The 26,323-nt window shown below is 73.0% G+C and carries 21 protein-coding genes and 1 pseudogene; 11 read left to right on the top strand and 11 right to left on the bottom strand.

Annotated features, from left to right (window positions below; genetic code table 11):
- Positions 1-44: 44 nt before the first annotated feature.
- Positions 45-2,006: an amino acid transporter gene (locus QFZ74_RS04170; protein ID WP_307619419.1), complete on the bottom strand. Its 1,962-nt coding sequence runs from the start codon at positions 2,004-2,006 to the stop codon at positions 45-47.
- Positions 2,007-2,180: 174 nt separating this feature from the next.
- Here QFZ74_RS04170 and QFZ74_RS04165 point away from each other — a divergent pair, with 174 nt between their 5' ends.
- The 4 genes from QFZ74_RS04165 (at position 2,181) to QFZ74_RS04150 (ending at position 7,651) form a co-directional block, all read left to right on the top strand.
- Positions 2,181-2,807: a YigZ family protein gene (locus QFZ74_RS04165; protein WP_307619418.1), complete on the top strand. Its 627-nt coding sequence runs from the start codon at positions 2,181-2,183 to the stop codon at positions 2,805-2,807.
- A gap of 145 nt (positions 2,808-2,952) precedes the next feature.
- Complete coding sequence (locus QFZ74_RS04160; RefSeq protein ID WP_307619417.1) at positions 2,953-4,116, top strand: exonuclease SbcCD subunit D; 1,164 nt, start codon at positions 2,953-2,955, stop codon at positions 4,114-4,116.
- Positions 4,113-7,106, top strand: coding sequence for an SMC family ATPase (locus QFZ74_RS04155; protein WP_307619416.1), 2,994 nt, complete (start codon positions 4,113-4,115; stop codon positions 7,104-7,106). Before QFZ74_RS04160 ends, QFZ74_RS04155 begins: the two co-directional genes overlap by 4 nt.
- A 29-nt stretch (positions 7,107-7,135) precedes the next feature.
- A complete protein-coding gene (locus tag QFZ74_RS04150) occupies positions 7,136-7,651 on the top strand; it encodes an immunity 21 family protein (protein WP_307619415.1) in 516 nt (171 codons plus the stop codon).
- 52 nt (positions 7,652-7,703) lie between these two features.
- Here QFZ74_RS04150 and QFZ74_RS04145 read toward each other — a convergent pair whose 3' ends face one another.
- Both QFZ74_RS04145 and QFZ74_RS04140 read right to left on the bottom strand, forming a co-directional pair.
- Positions 7,704-9,395 carry a DUF885 domain-containing protein gene (locus QFZ74_RS04145; RefSeq protein WP_307619414.1) on the bottom strand — a complete coding sequence of 564 codons (1,692 nt, stop codon included), beginning with the start codon at positions 9,393-9,395 and terminating at the stop codon, positions 7,704-7,706.
- Between the two features lie 52 nt (positions 9,396-9,447).
- Positions 9,448-9,957, bottom strand: a complete 510-nt coding sequence (locus tag QFZ74_RS04140) for an Lrp/AsnC family transcriptional regulator (protein WP_307619413.1) — start codon at positions 9,955-9,957, stop codon at positions 9,448-9,450.
- 60 nt (positions 9,958-10,017) lie between these two features.
- On the opposite strand from QFZ74_RS04140, the gene QFZ74_RS04135 reads away from it, so the two are divergent.
- On the top strand, positions 10,018-11,250 hold the full coding sequence (locus QFZ74_RS04135; protein WP_307619412.1) for a PLP-dependent aspartate aminotransferase family protein: 1,233 nt from the start codon (positions 10,018-10,020) through the stop codon (positions 11,248-11,250).
- A 259-nt stretch (positions 11,251-11,509) separates the two neighbouring features.
- On the opposite strand, the gene QFZ74_RS04130 is transcribed toward QFZ74_RS04135, so the two are convergent.
- The 3 genes from QFZ74_RS04130 to QFZ74_RS04120 all read right to left on the bottom strand — a co-directional run bounded on the left by QFZ74_RS04130 (position 11,510) and on the right by QFZ74_RS04120 (position 15,602).
- Positions 11,510-12,778, bottom strand: coding sequence for a GNAT family N-acetyltransferase (locus QFZ74_RS04130; RefSeq protein ID WP_307619411.1), 1,269 nt, complete (start codon positions 12,776-12,778; stop codon positions 11,510-11,512).
- Between the two features lie 242 nt (positions 12,779-13,020).
- Complete coding sequence (locus tag QFZ74_RS04125) at positions 13,021-14,607, bottom strand: alkaline phosphatase (RefSeq protein WP_307619410.1); 1,587 nt, start codon at positions 14,605-14,607, stop codon at positions 13,021-13,023.
- Positions 14,608-14,762: 155 nt separating this feature from the next.
- Positions 14,763-15,602: an alpha/beta fold hydrolase gene (locus QFZ74_RS04120; protein WP_307619409.1), complete on the bottom strand. Its 840-nt coding sequence runs from the start codon at positions 15,600-15,602 to the stop codon at positions 14,763-14,765.
- 272 nt (positions 15,603-15,874) lie between these two features.
- Here QFZ74_RS04120 and QFZ74_RS04115 point away from each other — a divergent pair, with 272 nt between their 5' ends.
- Together QFZ74_RS04115 and QFZ74_RS04110 are read left to right on the top strand one after the other, a co-directional pair.
- The gene (locus tag QFZ74_RS04115) at positions 15,875-16,759 is read left to right on the top strand and encodes an RNA polymerase sigma-70 factor (RefSeq protein ID WP_307619408.1); all 885 of its coding nucleotides are present in this window, start codon (positions 15,875-15,877) and stop codon (positions 16,757-16,759) included.
- 111 nt (positions 16,760-16,870) lie between these two features.
- Positions 16,871-17,635 carry a GntR family transcriptional regulator gene (locus tag QFZ74_RS04110; RefSeq protein ID WP_307619407.1) on the top strand — a complete coding sequence of 255 codons (765 nt, stop codon included), beginning with the start codon at positions 16,871-16,873 and terminating at the stop codon, positions 17,633-17,635.
- 231 nt (positions 17,636-17,866) lie between these two features.
- Here QFZ74_RS04110 and QFZ74_RS04105 read toward each other — a convergent pair whose 3' ends face one another.
- Complete coding sequence (locus QFZ74_RS04105) at positions 17,867-19,024, bottom strand: ROK family transcriptional regulator (RefSeq protein ID WP_307619406.1); 1,158 nt, start codon at positions 19,022-19,024, stop codon at positions 17,867-17,869.
- Between the two features lie 128 nt (positions 19,025-19,152).
- Between QFZ74_RS04105 and QFZ74_RS04100 the strand changes: the two are divergent.
- Positions 19,153-19,395: pseudogene (locus QFZ74_RS04100) on the top strand (ABC transporter permease); the annotation flags it as partial.
- 41 nt (positions 19,396-19,436) lie between these two features.
- Complete coding sequence (locus tag QFZ74_RS04095) at positions 19,437-19,886, top strand: hypothetical protein (protein ID WP_307619405.1); 450 nt, start codon at positions 19,437-19,439, stop codon at positions 19,884-19,886.
- A gap of 13 nt (positions 19,887-19,899) precedes the next feature.
- On the opposite strand, the gene mug is transcribed toward QFZ74_RS04095, so the two are convergent.
- Together mug and purB are read right to left on the bottom strand one after the other, a co-directional pair.
- Complete coding sequence (gene mug, locus QFZ74_RS04090) at positions 19,900-20,454, bottom strand: G/U mismatch-specific DNA glycosylase (protein WP_307624037.1); 555 nt, start codon at positions 20,452-20,454, stop codon at positions 19,900-19,902.
- Positions 20,451-21,893 (bottom strand): adenylosuccinate lyase, encoded by a 1,443-nt coding sequence (gene purB / locus QFZ74_RS04085; RefSeq protein WP_307619404.1) that lies wholly within the window; start codon positions 21,891-21,893, stop codon positions 20,451-20,453. Before purB ends, mug begins: the two co-directional genes overlap by 4 nt.
- A gap of 425 nt (positions 21,894-22,318) precedes the next feature.
- Here purB and QFZ74_RS04080 point away from each other — a divergent pair, with 425 nt between their 5' ends.
- Positions 22,319-22,807: a sortase gene (locus QFZ74_RS04080; protein ID WP_307619403.1), complete on the top strand. Its 489-nt coding sequence runs from the start codon at positions 22,319-22,321 to the stop codon at positions 22,805-22,807.
- Positions 22,808-22,822: 15 nt separating this feature from the next.
- The gene (locus QFZ74_RS04075; RefSeq protein ID WP_307619402.1) at positions 22,823-23,473 is read left to right on the top strand and encodes a class F sortase; all 651 of its coding nucleotides are present in this window, start codon (positions 22,823-22,825) and stop codon (positions 23,471-23,473) included.
- Between the two features lie 77 nt (positions 23,474-23,550).
- Here QFZ74_RS04075 and QFZ74_RS04070 read toward each other — a convergent pair whose 3' ends face one another.
- Both QFZ74_RS04070 and QFZ74_RS04065 read right to left on the bottom strand, forming a co-directional pair.
- Positions 23,551-24,684: a serine hydrolase gene (locus QFZ74_RS04070; RefSeq protein ID WP_307619401.1), complete on the bottom strand. Its 1,134-nt coding sequence runs from the start codon at positions 24,682-24,684 to the stop codon at positions 23,551-23,553.
- Positions 24,685-25,106: 422 nt separating this feature from the next.
- Positions 25,107-26,261 carry a LacI family DNA-binding transcriptional regulator gene (locus QFZ74_RS04065; RefSeq protein WP_307619400.1) on the bottom strand — a complete coding sequence of 385 codons (1,155 nt, stop codon included), beginning with the start codon at positions 26,259-26,261 and terminating at the stop codon, positions 25,107-25,109.
- Positions 26,262-26,323 lie beyond the last annotated feature (62 nt).

The following is a 26,323-nucleotide window of genomic DNA, read 5'->3' as shown; positions in this document are numbered from 1 at the left end:
CTGAGCCCACGTGCACCCACGGCCGCCGCCTGCCCGTGCCTCACTCAGCCCACGTGCACCCACGGCCGCCGCTCCGGATCGCGCTCGGCCCGGCGCAGCACCTCGCGGGTGACCGGTGCGACCTCGCCCTCGCCGAAGATCAGGAAGCGGATCAGGTGGCTGATGGGGCCGCCCTCCGTCCAGTTGAAGTAGACGTGCGGTGTCTCGCCGGTGCGGTCGCGGATGGCCAGCAGGACGGCCGCGATGGTGTTCGGCACCGTCGGCCCCCTCGCCCGCAGCCGCCGCACCTCGTGCTTCTGGTCGCCGCGCACGGTGATCTCGGTGGTGAAGTCCGAGGAGTCCCGCACGAAGACCTCCAGGATGATCAACGGGGCGCCCTCCGGGATGAGGGTGTGCCGGAGCTGGTCGCGCACCTTGTCCTGGTACTCCCGCTTGCTGTGCTCCTCCGGCTCGTTCGCGATCAGCTGGAGCGGGCCGTACCGCGCGGCCTCGTCGATGATCCGCAGCGCCGCCTCGTCGAAGACGACGTCGGAGGCCCGCAGCTCGAAGGCGCGGTGCACGCGTGAGCCCAGCGACGTCAGCAGGATCGTCACGATGAAGATCGACGCGATCTTGATGCCGTCCGGCCGCTCGACGACGTTCGCGACGAGCGTGTACGCGAACACCGCGGTGATCGCCCCGAAGCCGGCCGTGGCCCAGCGGTGCCCCCGCTTGTGCACCGCCACCGTGCAGGCGAATGACGCCGACAGCATCAGCACCAGCACGCCGGTCGCGTACGCGCCGCTCTGCTCGTCCACGCTCGCGTGGAACCACAGCGTGATCAGCACGGCCGCCACCAGGAAGACCAGCACCAGCGGACGCACCGCCCGGGTCCACTCCGGGGCCATGCCGTAGCCGGGGAGGTAGCGGGGGACGAGGTTCAGCAGCCCGGCGAGCGCGGACGCCCCCGCGAACCACAGGATCGTGATCGTCGAGACGTCGTACACCGTGCCGAAGGCCTCGCCGAGGAGCTGGTGCGCCAGATAGGCGAGCGCGCGCCCGTTGGCCGGGCCGCCGCTCCTGAAGTCGTCCTGCGGGATGAGCAGCGTCGTCGCCAGGCTGGACAGCAGGAGCAGACAGCTCATGATCAGCGCGGCCGTGGTGAGCAGCTTGCGGGTGTCCCGGATCCGGTTCGCCGGTTTCTCGTACGTGTCCGTCGGGGCGCCCTTGATCTGCGGCATCACGGCCACGCCCGTCTCGAACCCGGACATGCCGAGGGCCAGTTTCGGGAACACCAGCAGCGCCACGCCGACCATCGCCAGCGGCGAGGAGTAGCCGACCGTCAGGGCGTGCACCCAGTCGTCGATCCGGACCGTGTGGTGGAACACCGCCCAGGCGGAGGCGGCGAGCACGACGACGTTCAGGAGCAGATACAGCGTCACCAGCACCACGGCGATGCCGATGGCCTCCTTGAACCCCTTGAGGAAGACGGCGCCGAGCAGTCCCAGCAGCACGAGCGTGATCCACTCGTTGCCGCCCCGAATCCAGGGCGGCGCGAAGGGGTTCTCGACCACGTGGGCCGCCGCGTCCGCGGAGGACAGGGTGATCGTGATGATGAAGTCGGTCGCCGCGAAGCCCAGCAGCACCAGGACGAGGACCTTGGCCGACCACCACGGCAGCAGCCGTTCCAGCATCGCGATCGACCCCTCGCCGTGCGGGCTCTCGCTCGCCACCCGCCGGTACACCGGCAGCGCGCCCAGCAGCGTGAGCCCGATCAGCACGAGCGTGGCCAGCGGGGACAGCAGCCCGGCCGCGAGGGCCGCGATGCCGGGCTGGTAGCCGAGCGTCGAGAAGTAGTCGACGCCCGTCAGGCACATCACGCGCCACCACCGGTGGCCCTTCTGTTCGGGCGGCGGGGTGCGGTGCGGGCCCGGGTGCTGGGCCGTCTGCTCGCTCAGCCCCTCCAGGAGCCACGACCGCCAGCGGGAGCGGTGCGGCCCGGTGCGCGCCTGCTCACCGACGGCCATGCTTGCTCTCCGCCCGGGCGCCCGTCATTCGGTCCTGCCTCCTCGGGGACGACGGCAGCGTGTCGTACGACGGCCCCACCGGCCCTTCTCGGGCGCGGTGGGCGCGAACGTCCACCACATCGTGACCCGTACCTCGGCGCCGGGCGACCGCTGACGTCCGCTTAGGCTGACCTGATGCAGGACGAGTACCGCACCGTCGCCCACGCGGGCGTGCACGAGACCGAGATCAACCGCTCCCGCTTCCTGTGCGCGCTCGCCCCCGCGGCCACCGAGCAGGAGGCCCAGGACTTCATCGCACGGATCCGCAAGGAGCACGCCGACGCCACGCACAACTGCTGGGCCTACGTCATCGGCGCCGACGCGTCGGTCCAGAAGGCAAGCGACGACGGCGAACCGGGCGGCACCGCCGGCGTCCCGATGCTCCAGATGCTGCTGCGCCGCGACATGCGGTACGTCGTCGCCGTCGTCACCCGCTACTACGGCGGCGTGAAGCTCGGTGCCGGCGGCCTCATCCGGGCGTACGGCGGAGCCGTCGGCGAGGCCCTGGACGCGCTCGGCACGCTCACCCGCCGCCGGTTCCGGCTGGCCACGGTCACCGTCGACCACCAGCGCGCGGGCAAGATCCAGAACGACCTGCACGCCACGGGACGCGACGTGCGGGACGTCCGCTACGGCGAGGCGGTCACCCTCGAGATCGGCCTCCCGGACGCGGACGTCGACGCCTTCCGCGCATGGCTGGCGGACGCGACGGCGGGGACGGCGAGGTTCGAGCTGGGCGGAGAGGCGTACGGGGACGCCTGACGGTTCGGATGGTTGGCGTGACGAGGTGAACAGGTGTCATTTCCGGCATACCTGGATGTAATGTCCGAGTGTGGTGCGCGTCATGTCGGGCTGATACGGGAGTAACCGCCCGTGGTGTCGTACCCGGCCGTTAACCTCATGGATCATGAGGCTCCTGCACACGTCCGACTGGCATCTCGGCCGGGCGTTCCACCGGGTGAACATGCTCGACGCCCAGTCCGCGTTCATCGGTCACCTCGTGGACACCGTGCGTGAGTGCGAGGTGGACACGGTGGTCGTGGCGGGGGACGTGTACGACCGGGCCGTGCCGCCGCTGGCCGCCGTCGAGCTGTTCGACGCCGCTCTGCACCGGCTCGCGGAGCTGGGTGTGCCCACCGTGATGATCTCCGGCAACCACGACTCGGCCCGACGGCTCGGCGTCGGCGCGGGGCTCATCGGGCGCGCGGGCATCCACCTGCGCACCGCGGCGTCGGCGTGCGGCACCCCCGTCGTACTGGCGGACGCCCACGGCGACGTCGCCTTCTACGGGCTGCCGTACCTCGAACCCGCCCTGGTGAAGGACGAGTTCGGGGTCGGAAAGGCGGGCCACGAGACCGTGCTCGCCGCCGCCATGGACCGCGTCCGCGCCGACCTCGCCACCCGTACGCCCGGCACCCGCTCCGTCGTCCTCGCGCACGCCTTCGTCACCGGCGGACAGCCCAGCGACAGCGAGCGGGACATCACCGTGGGCGGGGTGGCCGCGGTCCCCGCCGGGGTCTTCGACGGCGTCGACTACGTGGCACTGGGCCACCTGCACGGCTGCCAGACCCTCACCGATCGGGTGCGCTACTCGGGCTCCCCGCTGGCGTACTCCTTCTCGGAGGCCGACCACCGCAAGAGCATGTGGCTCGTCGACCTCGACGCCGACGGCGCGGTCACGGCCGAGCGTGTCGACTGCCCGGTGCCGCGCCCGCTGGCCCGGATCCGGGGCACGCTGGAGGACCTGCTCGCCGACCCGGCGCTCACCCGGCACGAGGAGGCCTGGGTCGAGGCGACGCTCACCGACGCCGTCCGCCCCGCCGACCCGATGGCCCGGCTCACCGAGCGCTTCCCCCACACCCTCAGCCTCGTCTTCGACCCCGAGCGCGCCCCGCAGGACGCAGGCGTGTCCTACGCCACGCGCCTCGCGGGCCGCAGCGACCAGCAGATCGCCGAGGACTTCGTGGCCCACGTCCGCGGCGCCGGACCCGACGAGCACGAGGAGGCGGTCCTGCGCGAGGCGTTCGACGCCGTCCGCGTCGAGGACGTCGTACGCGAGGTGGCACGATGAGGCTGCACCGGCTCGACATCACCGCCTTCGGACCCTTCGGCGGATCCCAGAGCGTCGACTTCGACGCGCTGTCCACCGCCGGGCTCTTCCTGCTGCACGGACCGACCGGCGCCGGAAAGACCTCCGTCCTCGACGCCGTGTGCTACGCGCTCTACGGCACCGTGCCCGGCGCCCGGCAGACCGGCCAGGGCCTCACCCTGCGCAGCGACCACGCCGACCCCGCCGTCCGCACCCAGGTACGGCTCGAACTCACCGTCGGCGGACGGCGGTTGGAGGTCACCCGGCAGCCGCCCTGGCAGCGGCCCAAGAAGCGCGGGTCCGGCACCACCATGGACAAGGCGCAGAGCTGGCTGCGCGAGTACGACGCGGTGGCCCGCGCCTGGAAGGACCTCAGCCGCTCGCACCAGGAGATCGGCGAGGAGTTCACGCAGCTGCTCGGCATGAGCCGGGAGCAGTTCTGCCAGGTCGTCCTGCTGCCCCAGGGCGAGTTCGCGCGCTTCCTGCGCGCCGACGCCGAGGCGCGCGGCCGGCTGCTGGGCCGCCTCTTCGACACCCAGCGCTTCGCCGACGTCGAGAAGCGCCTCGCCGAACGCCGCCGCGCAACCGAGGCCCGGGTGCGGGAGGGCGACGCCACGCTGCTGGCCGACGCGCACCGCATGCAGCAGGAGGCCGGCGACGCCATGGAGCTGCCGGAGCTGGCTCCGGGCGAGCCCGGCCTGGCCGAGGCCGTCCTCGCCGCCGCGGCCGTCGCCCGCAGCACCGCCCGCGAACGCCTCACCGTCGCCCGCAGCCGCCTCGCCGCCGCAGAGTCCGCGCACGCCACGGCCGAGGGCGCCCTGGCCGACGTACGCGAACGGGCCCGGTTGCAGGCGCGGTTCGCCGAGGCGCGCAAGCGGGCCGCGCTGCTGGAGGAGCGGGCCGGGGCGCACCAGGAGGCGCAGGCGCGCATGGAGCGCGGCCGCAAGGCCGAGAAGGCGGCGCCGACACTGGAGCTGCGCGAGAGGGCCGAGGCCGAGCAGCGCCGGGCGGCCGCCGCCGAGGCACGCACGCGCGGGCTGCTGCCGGAGAGCTTCGCCGACGCCGGCGCCGCCGGGCTCGCCGCCGACGCCCGCCGCGCGGCGGAGGAGCTGGGCGGGCTGGAGTCCGCCCGCCGCGCCGAGCAGCGACTCGCTCAACTCCTCGCGGAACGCGCCGACGTGGACCGTCAGGAGCGGGACGACGAGGACGTGCTGCGCGACGCCGAGAGCTGGCTCGCCGACTGGGAGGCCACGCGCGCGGAACTCCGGACCCGGATCGAGTCCGCGCAGGAGGCCGCCACCCGGGCCGCACAGCTCGCCGTACAGCGGGAACCCGCCCGGCGCCGGCTCGACGCCGCACGCCTGCGCGACCGGCTGGCCGGGGAGACGGAGACCGCTCGCGCGCGGTCGCTCGACTCGACGAAGCACGCCCTTAAGGCCCGCACCCACTGGCTCGACCTCAAGGAACAGCGGCTGAACGGCATCGCGGCCGAACTCGCCGCGACCCTCACCGACGGCGCGCCCTGCGCCGTCTGCGGAGCCACCGAACACCCCGCGCCCGCGCGGAAGATCACCGGCCACGTCGGCCGCGAGGCCGAGGAGCAGGCACTCACGGCCTACCAGCGCGCCGACGAGCAACGCGCCGAGGACGAGCGGACCTTGAGCGCCGCACGCGAGGCCCTGGCAGCCGCCACCGCCGAGGCGGGCGACGCCTCGACGGCTGAACTCGCCGCCGCCCACGGCGCGTTGGAGCGCGACCACGCCCAGGCCCGTCGCGACGCCTCCGCGCTGCACACCGCCCAGGAACAGCTGCGGCGAGCCGAGCAGGAGCGCGAGCGGCGCCTCGCCGACCGCCAGCAGGCCGCCGTACGAGCGGCCTCCCGGCTCACCCGGCGCGAGGCCCTCGACCAGGAACGGGAGGCCCTGGAAGGGGAGTTGGCGCAGGCGCGCGGTACCGCCGCCAGCGTCGCCGCGCGGGCCGCGGAGCTGGAGCGGCGCGTGGCGCTGCTCACCGACGCCGCCGACACCGCCCGCGCCGCCGAGGAGGCGGCCCAGCGGCTCAAGGACGCCGACGCCCGCCTCGCCGACGCCGCCTACCGCGCCGGATTCGAGACCCCGCAGGCCGCGGCCGCCGCCCTCCTCGCCCCCGCCGCCCACCGCGAACTCCAACGCCGCCTCGACGCCTGGCAGTCCGAGGAGGCCGCCGTACGCGCCGCCCTCGCCGAACCCGACACCGCGGCCGCCGCCCAGCAGCCGCCCGCCGACCTCGCGGCGGCGGAACACGACGCGGCCCAGGCCGCCCGGCGCCTGCGCGAGGCCGCCTCCGCCCGCGACGCGGCCGCGCACTGCTGCGCCGAACTCGACCGGCTCTCCGCCCGGGCGGCCGGCGGCGTACGCCGACTCGGCCCCCTGCGCGAGGAGTACGACCGCGTAGCCCGCCTGGCCGCACTCACCGCCGGTACCTCGGCCGACAACGAACGCAAGATGCGCCTGGAGTCGTACGTGCTCGCGGCCCGCCTCGAACAGGTCGCCGCCGCCGCGACCGTCCGGCTGCAGCGCATGTCGTCCGGCCGCTACACCCTCGTCCACTCCGACGACCGCACCGGACGCGGCCGCAGCGGACTCGGACTGCACGTCGTCGACGCCTGGACCGGCCGCGAACGGGACACGGCGACCCTGTCCGGCGGCGAGACCTTCTTCGCCTCCCTCGCCCTCGCCCTCGGCCTGGCCGACGTCGTCACCGACGAGGCCGGCGGCGTCCGCCTCGACACCCTCTTCATCGACGAGGGCTTCGGCAGCCTCGACGACCAGACCCTGGACGAGGTCCTCGACGTCCTCGACTCCCTGCGCGAACGCGACCGCGCGGTCGGCATCGTCAGCCACGTCGCCGACCTCCGCCGCCGCGTCCACGCCCAACTGGAGATCGTGAAGGGCCGCTCGGGTTCCACGGTGAGACAGCAGGGGGTGAGTTGACGCGGTCGCCGTCCGTGTAGGTTTCGCCCATGGCGCGATACGCGGATCCGGGCGCGGTGGAGTGGGTGGAGTCGGGCGGTGGCCCGCTGATAGCGGTTCCCGAGGCGGTGCTGCCCTTCTGGGCCGGGGCCGACGGGGAGGACCTGGACACCGACTACGACCGGGCGTGCGAGGTCGACGGGTACGTCGGACTGCTGCCCGTCGGGGACAGCGCGGCCCTCGTGCTCGGGGACGAGCCGGCCTCCACCTCGTTCCTGCCCGACCACGGCATGTTCGTGCGGTGGTGCGCCGGGGACTCGGAGGACGAACTGCTCGCCCGGGTCCCCGAGGCCCTCGGCACGGTCGTCTGGGAGGACGAGGTGCGCTGGGACGTACCCGGTCCTGTCGTCCTGTTCGACTCGGCGTGGCCCGGCACCGAGACCGAGCGCACGGAGCGGCTGCGCGTGCCGCTGGCGGCGGGGCCGTACGCGGTGCGCGCCGGATACGCCAAGCCGGGTCCGGAGACCTGGCTCGGCCTCGTACAGCTGCGGCGACTTCCCGCCTGAGGCGCCGCGGGGCGCCCATGACTGCGCTCGTGGGCGCCATGGGCGCCGGCCGTCACAGCGCGGACAGTTCGTCCACCAGGTCGTCCAGGCCGAGCGAACCCTGGGACAGGGCCGCCATGTGCCAGGCCTTCAGGTCGAACGCGTCGCCGTGCCGCTCACGGGCGTTCTCGCGGCCCAGCAGCCAGGCGCGCTCGCCCAGCTTGTAGCCGATCGCCTGGCCGGGGATGGACAGGTAGCGGGTCAGCTCGCTCTTCACGAAGTCCGCCGGACGGCTGCTGTGCGCGCCGAAGAACTCCTCGGCCAGCTCCGGCGTCCAGCGCTCACCGGGGTGGAAGGGGGAGTCCGCGGGGATCTCCAGCTCCAGGTGCATACCGATGTCGACGATCACCCGGGCCGCGCGCATCATCTGCGCGTCGAGGTAGCCGAGCCGGTGCTCGGGGTCCGTGAGGTAGCCCAGCTCGTCCATCAGGCGCTCCGCGTACAGCGCCCAGCCCTCCGCGTTGGCGCTCACCCCGCCGAGCGTGGCCTGGTAGCGGGAGAGGTTCTCCGCCACGTGTGCCCACTGCGCCAGCTGGAGGTGGTGGCCCGGCACGCCCTCGTGGTACCAGGTCGAGACGAGGTCGTACGCCGGGAACCGGGTCTGGCCCATCGTCGGCAGCCAGGTGCGGCCCGGACGCGAGAAGTCCTCCGACGGGGGCGTGTAGTACGGGGCCGCCGCACCGCCGGGCGGCGCGATCCGCGACTCCACCTTCCGTACCCGCTCGGCGAGTTCGAAGTGCGTGCCGTCCAGCTCCTCGATCGCCTGGTCCATCAGGCCCTGGAGCCACTCGCGGACCTCGTCCACACCCTCGATGTGCACCCCGTGCTCGTCGAGGTGCGCGAGCGCCACCCACGGCGTCGCGGCACCGGGCAGGATCTTCTCCGCCTCCAGCCGCATCTCCCCGAGCAGGCGGTGGAACTCGGACCAGCCGTAGGCGTACGCCTCGTCCAGGTCGAGGTCGGTGCCGTTGAAGTAGCGCGACCAGCGCGCGTACCGCTCGCGGCCGACCGTGTTCGGGGCGCCCTCGACGGCGGGCGCGTACACGTCCCGCATCCAGTCCCGCAGCTCCACGATCGCCGCGGTCGCCGTGCGGGCCGATTCGTCCAGCTCGGCGCGGAGCGCCTCGGGACCGGCCGAGGCGAAGTCCTCGAACCAGCCGCGGCCCTTGCCGTCCGTGTCCGCCCACTCGGTGAGCTGCTCGATGAACGTGGCCGTCGGGCGCGGACCGGCGTACAGCTTCCGCTCCAGGCCGAGCGCCAGGGACTCGCGGTAGCCCGCCAGCGCGGCCGGGACCGCGCGCAGCCGCTCCGCGACGGCCGCCCAGTCCTCGTCCGTCTGCGTCGGCGTCACCGTGAACACGTCGCGCACCATGTGCGCTGGCGTGACCATGTTGCCGATGTTGCGCAGGCCTTCCTCGGCCTCGTGCACGGCGAGTTCGGCGGTCAGCCGCTCACGCAGCAGCCGCGCGCAGCGACGCTCCACGTCACTGTCCGCGCCGGGCCGCCGCTCGGCCTCGTCGAGCTTCGCGAGGGTGGCCCGCGCCAGCTCCGCCAGAGCCTCCTGGCCGGCGGGTGAGAAGTCGGGCAGCCTGCGCGAACTCTCTGCGACGCCGAGGTAGGTACCGGTGACCGGATCGAGGGCGATGAACTCGTCGACGTAGGCGTCGGCGACCTCACGGGGCAGCGTGGTCTTGGTCTCAGACATGCCGCCCATCCTCATACGGCGACGACGCCCGCGTCATCCGACTAATCGCGATTCACGTCCGCGATTCGGCTGACGTCGGCTCCGGCCTCGGCCCCGGCGGCAGCAGTGGTCCGCAGTCCCACTGCTGGAATATCAACCGGGTCTCCACACGCGCCACTTCGCGCCGCGCCGTGAACTCGTCGAGGACGAGCCGCTGGAGATCCGCCGCGTCGGCCACCGCCACATGGACGAGGTAGTCGTCGGGACCGGTGAGGTGGAACATCGTCCGCGCCTCCGGCAGCGCGCGGATCCGCTCCACGAACGGCCCCACCAGCTCCCGCCGGTGCGGTCGGACCTGCACCGACAGCAACGCCTGGAGCCCACGCCCCAACTTGGCCGGATCGAGCCGCAGCTGATGACCGAGGATCACGCCCGAGCGACGCAGCCGGGCCACCCGGTCCAGACAGGTGGACGGCGCCACGCCCACCTGGGCGGCGAGGTCACGGTAGGTGGTCCGGGCGTCGTTCTGCAGCAGCCGCAGCAGATGGAGGTCCACCGGATCCAGTACGACGGAGTCGGCCATCCGCCGAACGTAACACGGGAGTTCACGCCGGTCACCCGCTCGGTGTTCACCCTTCCGACCATGGACTCAGCGAGCATCCGCGCCCACGCTCCCCACACCCGGGAACACGCCGTACGCACCGCACCCCGAGCCCTCGCCACGGAGGCCGTGCACGCCGGCCGTGACGACCTCGCCCGGCAGGGACTGCACGCCCCGCCGATCGACCTGTCCACCACCTACCCGTCGTACGACAGCCGCGACGAGGCCGCCCGCATCGACGCCTTCGCCGCGACCGGCGCCGAACTCGACGGCGTGCCGGTGTACGGGCGCCTCGGCAACCCGACCGTCGCCCGGTTCGAGACCGCGCTCGCCCGGCTCGAAGGCACCGAGGCGGCGGTCGCGTTCGCCAGCGGCATGGCGGCCCTGACCGCCGTGCTCCTCGTCCGCGCCTCCATGGGCCTGCGCCACGTCGTGGCCGTACGACCCCTGTACGGATGCAGCGACCACCTGCTGACCGCGGGGCTGCTGGGCACGGAGGTCACCTGGACCGACCCGGCCGGCATCGCGGACGCCCTGCGCCCCGACACCGGGCTGGTGATGGTCGAGTCCCCGGCCAACCCGACCCTGGCCGAACTCGATCTGCGCGCCATCGCCCACGCCTGCGGCTCCGTGCCGCTGCTCGCCGACAACACCTTCGCCACGCCCGTCCTCCAGCGCCCGGCCGAGCAGGGCGCACGGCTCGTGCTGCACAGCGCCACGAAGTACATCGGCGGGCACGGCGACGTACTGGCCGGAGTGGTCGCCTGCGACGAGGAGTTGGCGCGCGGACTGCGCAAGGTCCGGTTCGCCACGGGCGGCGTGCTGCACCCGCTGGCCGGCTATCTGCTGCTACGGGGCCTCGCCACGCTGCCGGTCCGGGTACGGGCCGCCTCCGCGAGCGCCGCCGAACTGGCCGTACGGCTCGCCGCCGACCCGCGCGTGGCCCGCGTCCACTATCCGCGCCTCGGTGGCGCGATGATCGCCTTCGAGGTGCACGGCGACCCGCACGAGGTCATCGCCGGGGTCCGGCTCATCACCCCGGCCGTGAGCCTCGGCAGCGTCGACACCCTGATCCAGCACCCGGCCTCCATCAGTCACCGCATCGTCGACGCGGAGGACCGACGGGATGCCGGGGTGAGCGACCGGCTGCTGCGGATGTCGGTGGGGCTGGAGGACGTCGAGGACCTGTGGGCGGATCTGGACGCGGCGTTGGGGGCGGGGGTGCCGGCGCCGGTTCCGGGGGTGTCGGGGGACGTGCGGGTGGGGGTGAGCTGAGGGCGGGGCGGTTGGCGAGGGCGGGTGAGTGGTCGGCGGTGTGAGCCGGTCGTTGCCTGCGGCTGTCGTCGGTGGGGTCGAGGTGTCGAGGACCTGGGGGACCTGACGCGGCGCTGGGGGCGGGGGCGCCGGTTTCGGGGCGTCGGCTGCGGGGGTGTCGGGGGAGACTCGGGTGGCGGTGGGCTGAGGGGGCGCTGACGGCGTGCGAACGGCCCGGCTTTTCGAGCCGGGCCGTTCGCTCTTGTGGTTCCGGCGGTGTTCAGCGGCCGAGGGTCGCCCCGCCGAGCTCGCCCTGCCTGCTGTCGTACGGCATCAGGGAGTTGACCGGGGTGGCGTCCAGGCGGGCCGTGACGACCAGGGTGCCCTCCTCGATCTGGTAGTCGAGCGGGACCCCCAGTCCGCGCATCGTGGCGACCATCCCGGTGTTCGCCGCACGCGTCACGGCGTACACGCTCTCGCAGCCCGCCTCGACCGCCATCGTCACCAGCCGGGCGAGCAGTTCACGGCCGATGCCGCGCTGCTGCCAGGCGTCCTCGACGAGCAGCGCGACCTCCGACTCGTCGCCGTCCCACAGCAGATGGCCGAGGCCGACGATGCGGCCGGAGGCCGTCTGCACGGCGAGCGTGCGTCCGAAGCGCGGGCCGAGGAGGTGCTTGAGATAGCGGTCCGCGTCCCTGGCCGGCCCGTGGTAGCGCAGGCCGAGAGTGTGCGGGGAGCAGCGGGCGTGCATCGCCCTCGCCGCTTCGAGGTCGCTCGCGTCGGCGCGGCGTACGGTGATGGCGTTGCCCTCGGGGAGCGTCAGCACGTCCCGGCTGCGCGGGATCCGCGGGCCGAGCCGGCTGTCCATCTCCACGAGCGCCCGCGCGCGGGCGAACTCGGTCGGGGTGAACGGCAGATACGGCCGCTCCACGGTGATCACGCCGCCTTCCGCCGCGCGCAGCCGCAGCACGGTGTCCTTGAACACCCCTTCCACCGGCACCACTTCGCCGGTGGGCGGGACAGGCAGCGAGCGGATCGTGCAGCGGCCGAGCAACTGTCGCAGGGCCAGGGGAAGTTCCGCCGGATCCAGCGCGGTGCGCGCCGCGAGTCCCAGGATCCGGGTCGGCGCGTCGACCAGATCGTGAGCGTCGGCCCGCTCGATCCAGGTGTGCGCACCCCCGGCCAGGGTCACCGCCTGGGTGATCTCCTCCCCGGTGGCCGCGCCCGGCGCCCGCAGCAGGAACTCGTCCACCGTGCCCTCGGCGAGGGGATGCGCCTGGAGGTTGAGGATGTCCACGCGGTGCTCGGCGAGTGCCGTGCACAGCGCGGCCAGCGATCCCGGCTCGTCCTTCACCGTCGTCCGCATCCGCCACAGGGTGCCGGACGCGGTGACCGGCGAGGTCTCGTCGGCAGGCCCGGGCTGACCTTCCGTCTCCCGGGCGCCGGTATCGCCTGTAGGAGGCGCGTGACCGTGGCGCCGTAGCCACCAGGTGGGGAGCCAGCGGTGCAGGGGGTGGCCGTGCTGCTGCTCGTGCGTCGCGTCAGTCATGTCTCGGTTCATGCAACCACTCTGAAGGAACGGTGTTGCGTGATCACGAACGTATTGTGACCGATGAGTAAAGCGAGCTTCTGTCCGTTTTCAACGGCTTCCGGGCGGCGGGTGCCTGGGCCTGCGCGAGCCCGGTCGTGCGGAGGCTCCGCGCATCGGGGGATGACGCCGGGGCGCGGAGCACCTTCGAGAGTACGGGAGTTGGGGATCCGCGCGCGCCCGATCGCACGCGCGCTGCTGATCTACTGCCCCACCAGGCCGGGTTGAAGGGTCTGTGTGAAGAGCACCGTGCCGTCCTGTTCACGCAGACGTACCGTCAGTTCGCCGCTGCCGCCGTCGATGTCGACCTCGCCGAAGAACTGGTAGCCGCCGGCGGGGGAGACGTTCGAGGCGGTCGGCGCCTTCAGGAAGACCCGCTCAGGACCGAACGTCGCGTCGAGGGCGGTGGCCGGGAAGGCGCCCGCGTTGAGCGGGCCGGAGACGAACTCCCAGAACGGCTCGAAGTCGGTGAACGCGGCCTGGGCGGGCCGGTAGTGCTGGGCCGACGTGTGGTGCACGTCGGCCGTCAGCCACAGCGTGCCGGTGATCCGCCGGTGCTTGATGTGTCGCAGCAGTTCGGCGATCTGGAGCTCCCGGCCGAGCGGCGCGCCCGGGTCGCCCTGGGCCACGGCGTCGAAGTTCGGCCGGCCCTCCAGCGTGTCCGGTACGACCAGGCCGATCGGCATGTCCGCCGCGATCACCTTCCATACCGCCTGAGACCGCGACAACTCGCGCTTGAGCCAGTCCAGTTGCTCACGGCCGAGGATGCCCTGCGGGTCCACCGTCTGGGTGCCGGGGGAGTTGGCGTCGCGGTACGTCCGCATGTCCAGCACGAACACGTCGAGCAGCGGGCCCTGGTGCAGCACCCGGTACACCCGGCCCTCCCGCTCACCGGGCCGCAGCGTCGACACCGGGAAGTACTCGCTGAACGCCCGTCGGGCGCGCGCCGCCAGCACGTCGAGGCTCTTCTCGGTGTACCGCGTGTCCGAGGAGGCGATCACCTCGCCGGGGTACCAGTTGTTGCGCACCTCGTGGTCGTCCCACTGGACGATGGCCGGCACCTGGGCGTTGAACCGCAGCAGGTTCTCGTCCAGCAGGTTGTAGCGGAAGTTGCCCCGGAACTCGGCGAGGGTCTCGGCGACCTTCGCCTTCTCCTCGGTCGTGACGTTCCGCCAGGTGCCACCGCCGGGCAGCGCCTGGGTCGCCGAGATCGGACCGTCCGCGTAGATGTTGTCGCCGCTGCACAGGAAGAAGTCAGGGTCGAGCCGCGCCATCGCGTCGTAGATCCGGTAGCCCCCGCGGTCGGGGTTGATGCCCCAGCCCTGGCCCGCGAGGTCGCCCGACCACAGGAACCGCACGCCCTCGCGCCGCCGCGCGGACACGGTGCGGAAGGTCCCGGTCACCGGCTCGCCGGTGCGGCGCGGGTCGTCCGGGTCGGCGAGCAGCACGCGGTAGTGGATCTGCTCGCCGGGCGGCAGCCCGCGCAGCAGCGTGGTGCCGGTGAAGTCGGTGTCCGGGCCCAGCAGCGGACCGTCCCAGCGGTGCGGATCGCGGAACGCCTCGGTGGCCGACGTCTCCACGATCATCCGCGCCGGCCGGTCCGAACGCACCCACACCAGGCCGGAGTCGGCCGTCACGTCGCCCACCTGCACGCCCCAGCCCGCCGAAGGGCGCCCGGAGAGCGAGAACGACGGCGCGGAGCCGAACGCGGCCGGCAGGGTGGCGGCGGCCGACGCGACGAGGGAACCGCGCAGGACGCTGCGGCGGCCCGGGAACGAACGGGATGACATGAATACGCCTCCGGAGTCGGGTGCTGACAGTGTGCAGCGCCCCGACCACGGGCGCACCACACCGCGCACGGAAACCGGAAGTGAACAGCTGACCCGTGGTGCCGTAACCGGGCTGCCCGGCAAAGGGGTTGGGTACCGGTCAGGTGGCTGGTCCGTCAGCGGCTGCCGTCGAGGATGACGCGGGCGACGAGGGCCGGGTCGTCGTTCATCGGAACGTGCCCGCAGCCCGGCAGCCGGATCAGCCGGGCCCTGGGGATGATCTTCTTCGCGCGGATGCCCTGGCGGGGGACGAGCAGCACGTCCCGGCTGCCCCAGGCCACCGTGACCGGCGTCCCCGGGACGTCGTCCGTGAACTGGACGGTCAGGCCGGTCCGCAGGGCGGCGTCGAAGCCGGTGGCCCGCGCCATCGCCAGCGTCTCGGCGACCACGGCCTCCGGCGAACGGCGGGCGGGCCGGGCGTAGATGGTGCTGGTGAGGGCCGCGCGTCCGGCGGCGGTCGCGGCCAGCCGCTCGACCAGGGGAAGCGGGAGCCGCCGGGCGATCCGCCGCAACGCGATCAGGATGCCGAACGCCCAGCGCCGCTCGGCCTGCGTCCAGAAACCGGCGGGGGAGAGGGCGGTGACGGACCGTGCGAGCCGCTCGCGGCCGAGTTCGAGGGCCAGCAGCCCGCCCAGCGAATTGCCCGCCACATGCGGCCGGTCCAGCTCCAGCGCCTCGAACAGCGCGGCGAGCACCGCGTTCGTCGTCGGCAGGTCGTAGGGGAGGCCCTCGGGCAGCCCCGGGGACGCGCCGAAGCCGGGCAGGTCGACGGCGATCACGTCGCGCTCGGCCGCCAGGATGTCCACCACCGGGTCCCAGGCCTGCCGGTGGTGGCCAATGCCGTGCAGCAGGACCAGGGGTTCGCCGCGGCCCACGCGCGCGTAGGACACGGTGACGTCGTGGGAGCCGTGGGAGCCGTGAGGGCTGGGGACCTTGAAGGAGACGGTGGTGGTCATGGGTGCTCCTTGTCTGGGGGGCGGGCCTGCGGACGTCGTCCGGGGGACGGTTCTGCGGACGCGGCACACAGCTTCTCAGTGATCGCTACCCGTGGGTAGCCCCGGCACCGGCGTGCCGTGCCGGCGCGCCGCACCCGCCACCGTCGGACCCGCCTGGACGGCACGGCACATCGCCACCGTCGGATCGGCCTGGACGGCACGGCACGGCACGGCACATCGCCACCGGTGGATCTGTCTGGACAGCACGGCACGGCTTCCGATGGGATGGTGCCGTGACCACACACGCCGTGACGGACGTCTTCGAAGAGCACCGCCGTCTCCTGACGGGAGTCGCGTACCGCATGCTCGGGCGCGTCGCCGACGCGGAGGACGTGGTCCAGGAGGCCTGGCTGCGCTGGTCCGGAGCCGACCACGGCGCGGTGCGCGAACCCCGTGCGTACCTGGTGCGCATCACCACCCGGCTCGCCATCGACCGGCTCCGCCAGATCGAGGCGCGCGGCGAGGCGTACGTCGGCCCGTGGCTCCCCGAGCCGTACGTCACCGACTACGCGGACACCGTCCCCGACACCGCCGAGCGCGCGGCGCTCACCGACTCCGTCTCCTTCGCCGTACTCGTCGTCCTGGAGTCCCTGTCGCCGCTCGAACGCGCGGTGTTCGTCCTGCGCGAGGCCTTCGGCTACCCGTACACCGACATCGCGGCCATGCTCGACCGCGGTGAGGCGGCAGTACGCCAGCTCGCGGTACGGGCGCGCCGGCACGTGGACGAGCGGCGCCCGCGCTACCAGGTCGACCCGGGCCAACGGCGGGACGTGACCGAGCGGTTCCTCGTCGCCGCGGCCGGTGGCGACCTGGAGGGGATGATGGCGCTGCTCGCTCCCGACGTCCGCCTCGTGGGCGACAGCGGCGGCAAGGCCAAGGCGCCGCTGCGCATCGTGGAGAGCGCGGACAAGGTGGGCCGCTTCCTCATAGGCGCGACGCGCAAGGGCGGAACCGGGCTGAGCGTGCGGTTCCTGGAGATCAACGGCGGGGTCGCGGCGCTGGCCCTGGCGGGGGACGAACCCGACAGCGTGATCCAGCTCGACGTCGTGGACGGACTGGTCCGCGCGGTGTACATCGTCCGCAACCCCGACAAGCTCCGGTCCCTGGCGAGCCTGTGACCCGAGCCGTGCCGGCCCCCGCCGATTGGTATTGACCAAGGGTGGGGGCCGTCCTATCGTCGCTGATAAGTGCAACAACCTTGCATAAACAAGGCGCGCAACAAGGACAGGGTGGGGACCTTGCAGCTGGAATCGGCGCCGGAACCGAAGTACTGGCATCTCAAGACCTTGCTCAGCCAGGCTCTGGACTCGGAATTCTCGGTCGGGGAGATCCTGCCCAACGAGCGTGATCTCGCCGCCCGCTTCGGCGTGGCCCGCGCCACGCTCCGCCAGGCCCTCGAACAGCTGGAGCTGGAAGGACGGCTGCACCGCCGCCGCGGTGTCGGTACGACCGTCGCCCCGCCGCGCATGGGCGTGGCCGTGGGCGCGACGGCACACGCGTGGCCGGGCGCGGCGGGCGACGCCTGGCAGCCGGTCGACTGCACGCGGGCGACCCCTCCGGCGGCCGTCGCCACCGACCTGGACACCGACGCCGAGGAGCCCGTGCACATCGTGCGCCGCTCCCGGGTCTCGCACGGTCAGCCGGTCGCCGCCGAACTGCTCTACGTCCCGGACGCATCCGTGCCCGACCTGTCGGCGATCGACGCGCCCTCCGGCCCCGCCCGCGCGCGGGCTGTGCTGCGCGAACTCCAGCGCCTGGAGCTGGAGGGCCAGGAGCGTGCCGTCGAACTCGGCTCGGCCCGCGCGGACGACGCCAAGGAACTCGACCGCCTCCCGGGAGCCCCCGTCCTCGTCGTCACCACGCGCTACGTCGCGGCCGGACGCACCGCGGCACTCTCGGTCGCCACGTACCGCGCGGACACCTGCCGGCTGACCTTCGGCGACAGCAGCAGCGAAGTCGAGATCCACCACGGCCCGGAACAGCGGGCGTCCTGACCTCGACCGCCCCGGTCGCGGCGGGGGTCCTGACCGTGCCTGTCCCGGAGGGTGTGGGCGCGTCGTGACCGTGCCTGTCCCGGAGGGTGTGGGCGCGTCGTGACCGTGCCTGTCCCGGAGGGTGTGGGCGCGTCGTGACCGTGCCTGTCCCGGAGGGTGTGGGGGTCCTGACCGTGACCGTTCCGGCCGCCGCGGGCGTCCTGACCGCGGCCTCCCCGGCGCCGCGGGGCGTCACCGCCGTACCGGCAACGCGCCCTCGACCGCGAACAGTTCCTCCTCCACGTGGTCGAGGGCGAGGCGCAGCGCGCCCGTGGCGACGGCCGTGTCGCCGAGTCGGGAGAGCGCGACGCGGGGAGGGCGCAGGCAGTAGCGGGCGAGTTCGGCGCGCAGCGGTTCCAGGACGCCGTCCAGGCCGGAGGCCCAGCCGCCGATCACGACCAGTTCGGGGTCGAGGGCCAGCACGAGCGCGGCCACGTCGTGGACGAGGCGCTGGAGGAACCGGTCGACGGCGGCACGGGCCCGCGGGTCCCCCTCGCGCGCGAGCGCGAACACCTCGGCGACCGCCTGCTCGTCGAGCGGGTGCAGCGGCTCGTCCGTGGTGGACAGCAGCCGCTCCGGGGCGGCCTCACGGCCCAGCAGGTGCAGCGCGCCGATCTCCCCGGCCGCCCCGCCGAACCCCCGGTGCAGCCGCCCGCCGATCAGCGAACCGGCGCCGGGGCTCAACCCGGCCAGCACGAACACCACGTCGTCCGTCGCCCGCGCCGCGCCCTTCCAATGCTCGGCTACGGCCGCGGCGTTGGCGTCGTTCTCCACCAGCACCGGGCACCGGACGGAACGGCGGAGCCGCTCGCCGAGCCGCAGCCCCGTCCACTGCGGCAGCGCCGTGCCCAGCCGCACCGTGCCGTCCGCCTCGACGATCCCGGGCGTACCGACCCCCACGGCGCGCAGTGAGCCGCGTGCGACGCCGGTGCGCCGCAGCAGTTCGGCGACAGCGGCGCCCAGCCGGTCCAGCCGGACGTCCGCATCGGCGTGTACGTCGACGTCCCTGGTCCGGGCGTCCAGCACCCGGCCGTCGAGACCGGCGAGGACTGCGACGACGCGGTGCGCCCCGACCTCCACGCCCAGCAGATGACCGGCCTCGGCCCGGAACCGGAACCGCCGCGCGGGCCGTCCCTGCCGCCGGGCGGAGCCCTCCTCGGCCGCCTGCTCCGTGACCAGCCCGGCCGCGACCAGCCCCTCCAGCACGCCCTCGACGGTCGGCCGGGACAGCCCCGTCACCCGGGTGATCTCCGCGAGCGTGGCGCAGTCCGCGCCGCGCAGCGCGTGCAGCACCACCGCGGAGTTGATCCTGCGCAGCAGCGAGGGATCGCCACCGGTCAGCCGTTCCACCGTCCGCCCTCCCCGCTCCCGCGCGTGTGGGCCGGATCGTACTCGGCGCACAACAGCTCAGGGAGGGGCGCGTGTTGGAGACCCGCCTCCGCACGGGTCCGGCAGGTTAGCCCGGGGCCACGAACCCCCTCCTGTTCAGCGGCACGGCGACGCTCAGCGCCCTGATCCCGTTCCTCCTCGTCGTGTCCTTCCTGATCGGCGATCTGTCCGGCAACGTCGCCGACTTCCTCCCCGACCGCGCCGGCCAGGTCGCCCTGCACAGCACCTGGGACGGCTCCCTGGGCCCGTGGTCCGGACTCGCGGTCACCGCGCTGTGGTCGGCGGCCGCGCTGCTCGCCGGAGCCTGGAGGGTGCGGCGGCGGGACGCCTGACGGGCAGCCAATTGTCAGTGGGGGCCGTTTTACTGGAACGCATGGACGTCGACGTCGCGAAGCACCTCGCCCTCATCGACCTGCTGTGCGCCCGGGAGTTTCCCGCGGAGTACGGCCGGACGGAGCACGGCGAGAGCGGCCCCGGCTACCACATAGCGGAGTTGCAGACCAGCGGCGAGTTCTGGGAGGACGACGGCACCGGGAGCGCGGAGACCGCGGTCCAGTACGACGCCGATCGGGACGGTCTCGGCGAGCGGCTCGTCGAGCGATGGGGGCCGCCGCAGCACTTCAGTCTGTACAGCGTGGGCGCTCGGGCGATGGACGGGGAGGACATCGAGGAGCCGTGGGACGGCCTGAGCAGTCACGTGCCGGACGTGCACCTGTGGCAGTCGCCCGGGTCGGGCCGGTGGGTCGCCCTCGGCGTGTCCCAGTGGGACAAGGAGCTTCCCTTCCAGCTCCTCGCGGTCGTCACCGACCGCGACCCGCCCTGAGCTGCCCCGCCCGCTACGCCTGCGCGGCCTCCCGCAGCCGGGCGAACTCCTCCGCCATCGTCGCCGCCGTCCAATGCGCGTTCAGCCCGCTGGGATTGGGCAGCACCCACACCCGCGAGTCCCCGATCATCCGCTCCTGCGGCCCCACTTGGGCCTTACGCTCCCCGAAGGCGGCCCGGTACGCCGTCACCCCGACCACGGCCAGCCACGCCGGCCGCAGCCGCGTCACCTTCTCCGCCAGCAGCCGCCCGCCCTCGACGTACTCCTCGGCGGACAGCTCGTCGGCCCGCGCGGTCGCCCGCGCCACCACGTTCGTGATGCCGAGCCCGTACGACAGCAACTCCCGCTGCTCGGACGGCTTCAGGAGTCGCGGCGTGAACCCCGAAAGATGCAGCACCGGCCAGAAGCGGTTGCCCGGGCGGGCGAAATGGTGTCCCGTCGCAGCCGTCATCAGGCTCGGGTTGATACCGCAGAACAGAACGCGGAGGCCGCCCGCGACGACGTCCGGTACGAGACGGTCGCGGGCGGCCTCCAGTTCCGCTTGAGTGAAGCGGGGCGATCGAGTCAGAGGATCGCTCCCGGGGTGTAGCCCGCGGCCTCCGGGTGCTGCTTGACGATCTCCTCGACCCGGGCGACGACGACACCGACCTGGTCGGCCGCGGCACCGGTGAAGGACAGCTTGTCGGCCATCAGGGCCTCCAGCTGCGCGTGGTCGAGCGGGAGGCGCTCGTCGGCGGCGAGCTTGTCCAGCAGATCGTTGCGCTCGGCGCCCTGCTCGCGCATCGCGAGCGCGGTGGCGACCGCGTTCTCCTTGATCGCCTCGTGCGCCACCTCACGGCCGACACCGGCGCGCACCGCGCCCATCAGCACCTTGGTGGTGGCGAGGAACGGCAGGTAGCGGTCCAGCTCGCGGGCGATGACGGCGGGGAAGGCGCCGAACTCGTCGAGGACGGTCAGGAACGTCTCCAGCAGGCCGTCGAGCGCGAAGAACGCGTCCGGCAGCGCGACCCGGCGCACCACCGAGCAGGACACGTCGCCCTCGTTCCACTGGTCGCCCGCCAGCTCGCCGGTCATCGAGGCGTAGCCGCGCAGGATCACCATCAGGCCGTTGACGCGCTCGCAGGAGCGAGTGTTCATCTTGTGCGGCATCGCGGACGAGCCGACCTGCCCCGGCTTGAAGCCCTCGGTCACCAGCTCGTGCCCGGCCATCAGCCGGACCGTCTTGGCCAGCGAGGACGGCGCCGCCGCGAGCTGCACCAGCGCGGTCACGACCTCGTAGTCCAGCGAGCGCGGGTAGACCTGGCCGACCGAGGTGAACGCCTGCGCGAAGCCCAGATGACCCGCGATCCGGTCCTCCAGCTCGGCCAGCTTCGAGGCGTCGCCGCCGAGCAGGTCCAGCATGTCCTGCGCCGTGCCCACCGGGCCCTTGATGCCGCGCAGCGGGTAGCGGGACAGCAGCTCCTCGATGCGGCCGTACGCCACGAGCAGCTCGTCGGTGGCGGTCGCGAAGCGCTTGCCCAGCGTCGTGGCCTGCGCGGCGACGTTGTGGGAGCGGCCGGCCATGACCAGCTCGGCGTACTCGCCGGACAGCTTGCCGAGGCGGGCCAGCACGGCCACCGTGCGGTCGCGCATCAGCTCCAGCGACAGCCGGATCTGGAGCTGCTCGACGTTCTCCGTCAGGTCGCGGGAGGTCATGCCCTTGTGCACGTGCTCGTGCCCGGCGAGGTCGTTGAACTCCTCGATCCGCGCCTTCACGTCGTGCCGCGTGACCTTCTCACGCTCGGCGATCGAGGCCAGGTCGACGGTGTCGAGGACGCGCTCGTAGTCGGCGATCGCCTCGTCCGGCACCTCGATCCCGAGGTCCTTCTGCGCCCGTAGCACGGCGAGCCAGAGCTGCCGCTCCAGCCTCACCTTCTGCTCGGGAGACCAGAGCGTGGCGAGCTCGGTGGAGGCGTAGCGTCCGGCGAGGACGTTCGGGATGCGGGGCTTGGCGGGCGCTGAAGTCACGTGTACGGAGTTTACCGTCCGTCCATACAGGCTCATAACCGTCTACGTCTGTAGGAACCTACAGGTCAGAGGCTTCCGGGCAGAAAAGTGGACCGTCCGCGAAAGCGTATCGCCCACCCCGGGCCGTTCCGTGCGGCCAGGCCGCGGCGACCCCTTCGTCCGCGTGCGCGACCGGAGGTCGTGGCGTCCTCACGCGTCACCGTTGTCACCGTTATGGGGACGGGGCGGCGGGTGGTCGGTGCCGGTGATCTCCGCGTCGGTGACCTGCGAAGGGGATCAAGCGGAGACACCGCGACACCTGACTGGGCGACACATGTGGCGAAGCGTCAGGTTGCGGAACCGGCGCGGTGTCGGTTGCCTCGTGAGCAGAGCACGCAAGAGGCACCGCGCAGACAGGCCGGCCACCGTTCCGATGGAGGATTCGCATGCGTTACACACACCTGGGTGCAGGCATCGGCCTGGCTCTCGGTGCCCTCGGACTGCAGATCCCGGCCGCCGCGGCCGAGGACTCGGATGTCAGTATCGACCCGTGGAACGCCGCCCCGGGGTCCACGGTCACGGTCAGCACGAGGGCCTGCGACCCCGACGCGGACTACGGCAAGGGCCGGTCGGAGCTGGGCGGGGACTTCCACCTCTTCCAGGGCGACGAGGAGGGGGTGCTCACCGGCGAGTTCCAGATTCCTGAGGACGCCAGGCCGGGCAGCGACACGGTCACCCTGAAGTGCCCTCCGCTGACCAAGGTCACGGAGACGTACCAGGTCACCGGCCGCTCTCCGAACGGCTCGGTCGACGCCGGATTCGGACCTGCCGAGGACAACGGCGTCGGGCTCGCCCTGGGCGGTGGACTCCTGGTCACAGCCGCCGCCGGGGGCCTGGTCCGGATGTACCGCCGCCCGGACGACAACCGAGCCTGACGTCCGAAGACCGCGATGCCGCCCGGACGCCGCACCAGCGCTTCCCGAGATCCGTTCGTCCCCGCATCGCTCGCGCTCGCCGCCGCCTTGACGGCAGGTGCGGTGCTGCTGATCTGCGGGGTGCGTGACGTGGATCCACCGCACCGACGGGCGGCCCAGGCCGGCTCGGCTTCCGCGGACCTCACCCGCCCCACGGTCCGTCCGCTGCGCCCCGCGGATCCGGTCCGGCTCCGGATCGCCGCGATCGGCGTGGACGCCCCGATGACGCGAGTGGGCCTCGATGCGGCAGGGGCGCCACGGACCCCACCCCCTGGCAAACCCGGCTTCGCCGGCTGGTACGGCGACGGCACGGCTCCCGGCTCGGCAGGAACCGCCATCGCCACCGGGCATCTGGACACACCCACCGGCGGCCCCGGTGTCTTCTACGACCTCAGCGCCCTGACCGAGGGCGCCACCATCGAGATCAGCCGGGCGGACCGGCGGACAGCGGTGTTCACCGTCCGTGCCGTCGAGCTTCACGACAGGAAGAAGTTCCCCAGCAAGAAGGTCTACGGCAGTTCCGGGCGGCCCGAACTCCGGTTGATCACCTGCGGCGGCGGCTACACCAAGCGCACCGGCTACCTGAGCAACCTCGTGGTCTACGCGACGCTGACCGCGGTGACGTAGCACGTAGCCGACCGAACGGAAGCTGCGCCTCCGTACGGGGGCGCGGTCCGGGATCTCCGGGCCGCGCCCCGCTCTCGTCAGGCGAGCGCCCGGACCACCGACCACAGCAGGCGCTCGTTCTCGGGGGCCGCGCCACCCGGGAAGGCGTACCGGCGGCGGGTGTAGGCATAGGAGTAGCCCTGTCGCGGGTCGGCGAGGGCGAGGGAGCCCGCGGCGCCGCTGTGGCCGAAGGCGCCGGCACCGGTGGAGCGGAAGTGGGTGCCGAAAGTGGTGAAGCCCAGGCCGAACGCCTGCGGCTGGCCGCTCACCAGGTCCTTGCCCTCGGAGTGGATCCGGGCGAACTCGGCGGCCGTGTCCGGCTTCAGGAGCGGGCCGTCCCCGCCGAGGCCGAAGGCAGCCGCCGCGTACATGCCGGCCAGTCCGCGCGCGGAGCCGATGCCGCCCGCCGACGCCTGGCCGCTCGCGCGGACGGTGCGGGAGTTCGGGAAGTCGTACAGCTCGCCGTTGCCGGGGGCGTGCGCGTTGAACGCGATGCCGCCCAGGCTGTACGGGCTGCGCGCGGCCGCCTCGATCTCGGCCTGCTGCTCCGGCGTCGGCAGCATCGGCAGGGTGGTGAGGAACCGCGGCTCCTCGGACTCCGGGAGGCCCAGCCACAGGTCCAGGCCGTACGGGGCGCGGACCCGCTCCTCGTACCACTCCTGCAGGGTGCGCCCGGTGGCCCGCACCACCACCTCGCCGACCAGCGCGCCGATCACCAACCCGTGGTAGCCGAAGAACTGCCCCGGCTGCCAGAACGGGCGCTGTCCGGCCAGGCGGGCCGCGATCGCCCGGTCGTCGGCCGCTTCCGCCGGGGTGAAGCCGGCGTCCAGGCCGATCACCCCGGCCCGGTGGGCGAGCAGCTCGCGCAAGGTGATCCCGGCCTTGCCCTCGGCGGCGAAGTCTGGCCAGTACGAGGCCACGGTGCGGTCCAGGTCCAGGACGCCCTCTTGGACCAGGAGCGCGGTCACCAGGTACGCCGCGCCCTTGGTGGACGAGAAGACGCCGAGCAACGACTCCCCGGTCACCCCCTCCGACCACAGGTCCACCACCCGCTCGCCGCCCCGGTGCACCACCAGCTGCGCGCCCGGCGCATGCTCCTCGCCTGCGAGGAAGGCGGCGAACTCCTCCCGCACCCCCTCGAAACCGGCGGTCACTGTGCCGTGCACTGCCATAACCCCAACCCCTCCCGAACTGCCGTGCCGATCTTGTGCTTCGCCAACCGGCCGGTCCGGGCCGCTATTCCCCGGCAACCCTCCGCGGGTGGCGATCACCAGGAGTCGAGTCCGGCCTCTGCCACGCACACAGCCTTGGGCGCGGCCGACGCGCTCACCCCGCCCACGCATCCCGTCCCTCAGACCGCCGGACCCTCGTACGGCAGCAGCTCCGGGCGCTTCGCCGGGCGGCCGTCCCCGGACCGGGGCCGGCTCTTGCACGGAAGCGGCGTGGGCGAGCGACAACACCCGGAGCCTGCCCCATCCCCCCGCTCGCGTTCTTCGACGATGCCGTGCTCACCGCGGAGCCGCGCTCTAGGCCCCACTCGCCCGCCGCACGCAGAAGGAGCCGACCGAAGCTGACCGGCCCGTTCTCAGGCCTCTCATCGCCCCGGGGCGCCGGGGCCTCCCTCTGGAGAGGTCGAGGAGAGTTCAACGGGTCGTCCTCCCGGCCGGCCGTCATCCCGGGCGGCCGGGACGCGCGCGTCGAGGTTCGGGGCGGCCGCCGGCTCGCCGCGTCCTGCCGTGCTTTCCCGGAGCATCAGCCGGTAGTCGGCCTCGACCTCGCGTGCCTCGCTTCCGCTTCGGCGGCCTCGTACACGCCCGTTGATGCGCGCTTCCAGCAACTCCACGGCCGTGAGGGCGATCTGCGCCTTGTCCGGCGAGACGGTGGTGAGGGTGGGCGTGCTGTAACGGCCGTCCTCGATGTCGTCGAATCCGGCGATCGCCAGATCGTCCGGGACCCGGAGGCCGGCGGAGAGAGCGGTGCGCAGCGCCCCGAGGGCCAGTAGGTCGTTGAAGCAGAAGACGGCCTGCGGGGGCTGCTCCAGGTCCAGCAGCCGACGCATCGCCTCGGCGCCGTCGGCGCGGTGGTACGACGTGGTCGGCGGGGTCAGCCGGTCGTCGTGGGCCAGTCCTGCGGCCTTGAGGGCCTGCCGGTAACCCGCCAGCCGCAGACGGGCGGTGTTCGCGCTCGGGCTGTCCTGGGCGCCGATGGCCGCGATGCGGGTGTGGCCGAGAGAGAGCAGGTGCTCCGTCATCGCACGCGCGGCGCGCTGGTTGTCGATGGCCACATGGTGGGTGGGACCGTCGAGGATGCGTTCGCCGAGCAGGACCAGCGGGGTGCTGTCGGTGCGGGTGGCCAGATGTTCGCGGCCGACGGTGAGAGGGCTGAAGATGAGCCCGTCGATGAGCTGTTCGCGGATGCCCTGGAGCACCTGGAGTTCACGCTCGGGCAGCCCGTCGGTCTGGTCGATGAGGACGGTCCAGCCACGCTCGGCGGCGGCGTCGATCACGAACCGGGCGAGCTCCGCGAAGTAGGGCGCGTCCAGCTCGGGCAGCGCCAGGGCGATCACGCCGGTACGGCCGCCGCGCAGGTTCCGTGCGGACAGGTTCGGCCGGTAGTCCAGCTCCGCCAGGGCGCGTTGGACCTTCTCCCTGGTGGGCGCGGAGACGTGGACGTACCCGTTGACGACGTTGGACACCGTCTTGACCGACACCCCCGCGAGTGCGGCCACGTCCTTGAGGCTAGCGCCCACATCGATCACCTCCACCGGCACCCGCGGATGCCTTCCTCAGCAGCCTGGACCGGACCGGCACA

This window comes from Streptomyces sp. V3I7, assembly GCF_030817495.1.
Taxonomy (GTDB): Bacteria; Actinomycetota; Actinomycetes; order Streptomycetales; family Streptomycetaceae; genus Streptomyces.
The sequence above is the reverse complement of the archived record's forward strand: the minus strand, read 5'-3'. Positions and strand labels throughout refer to the sequence as shown.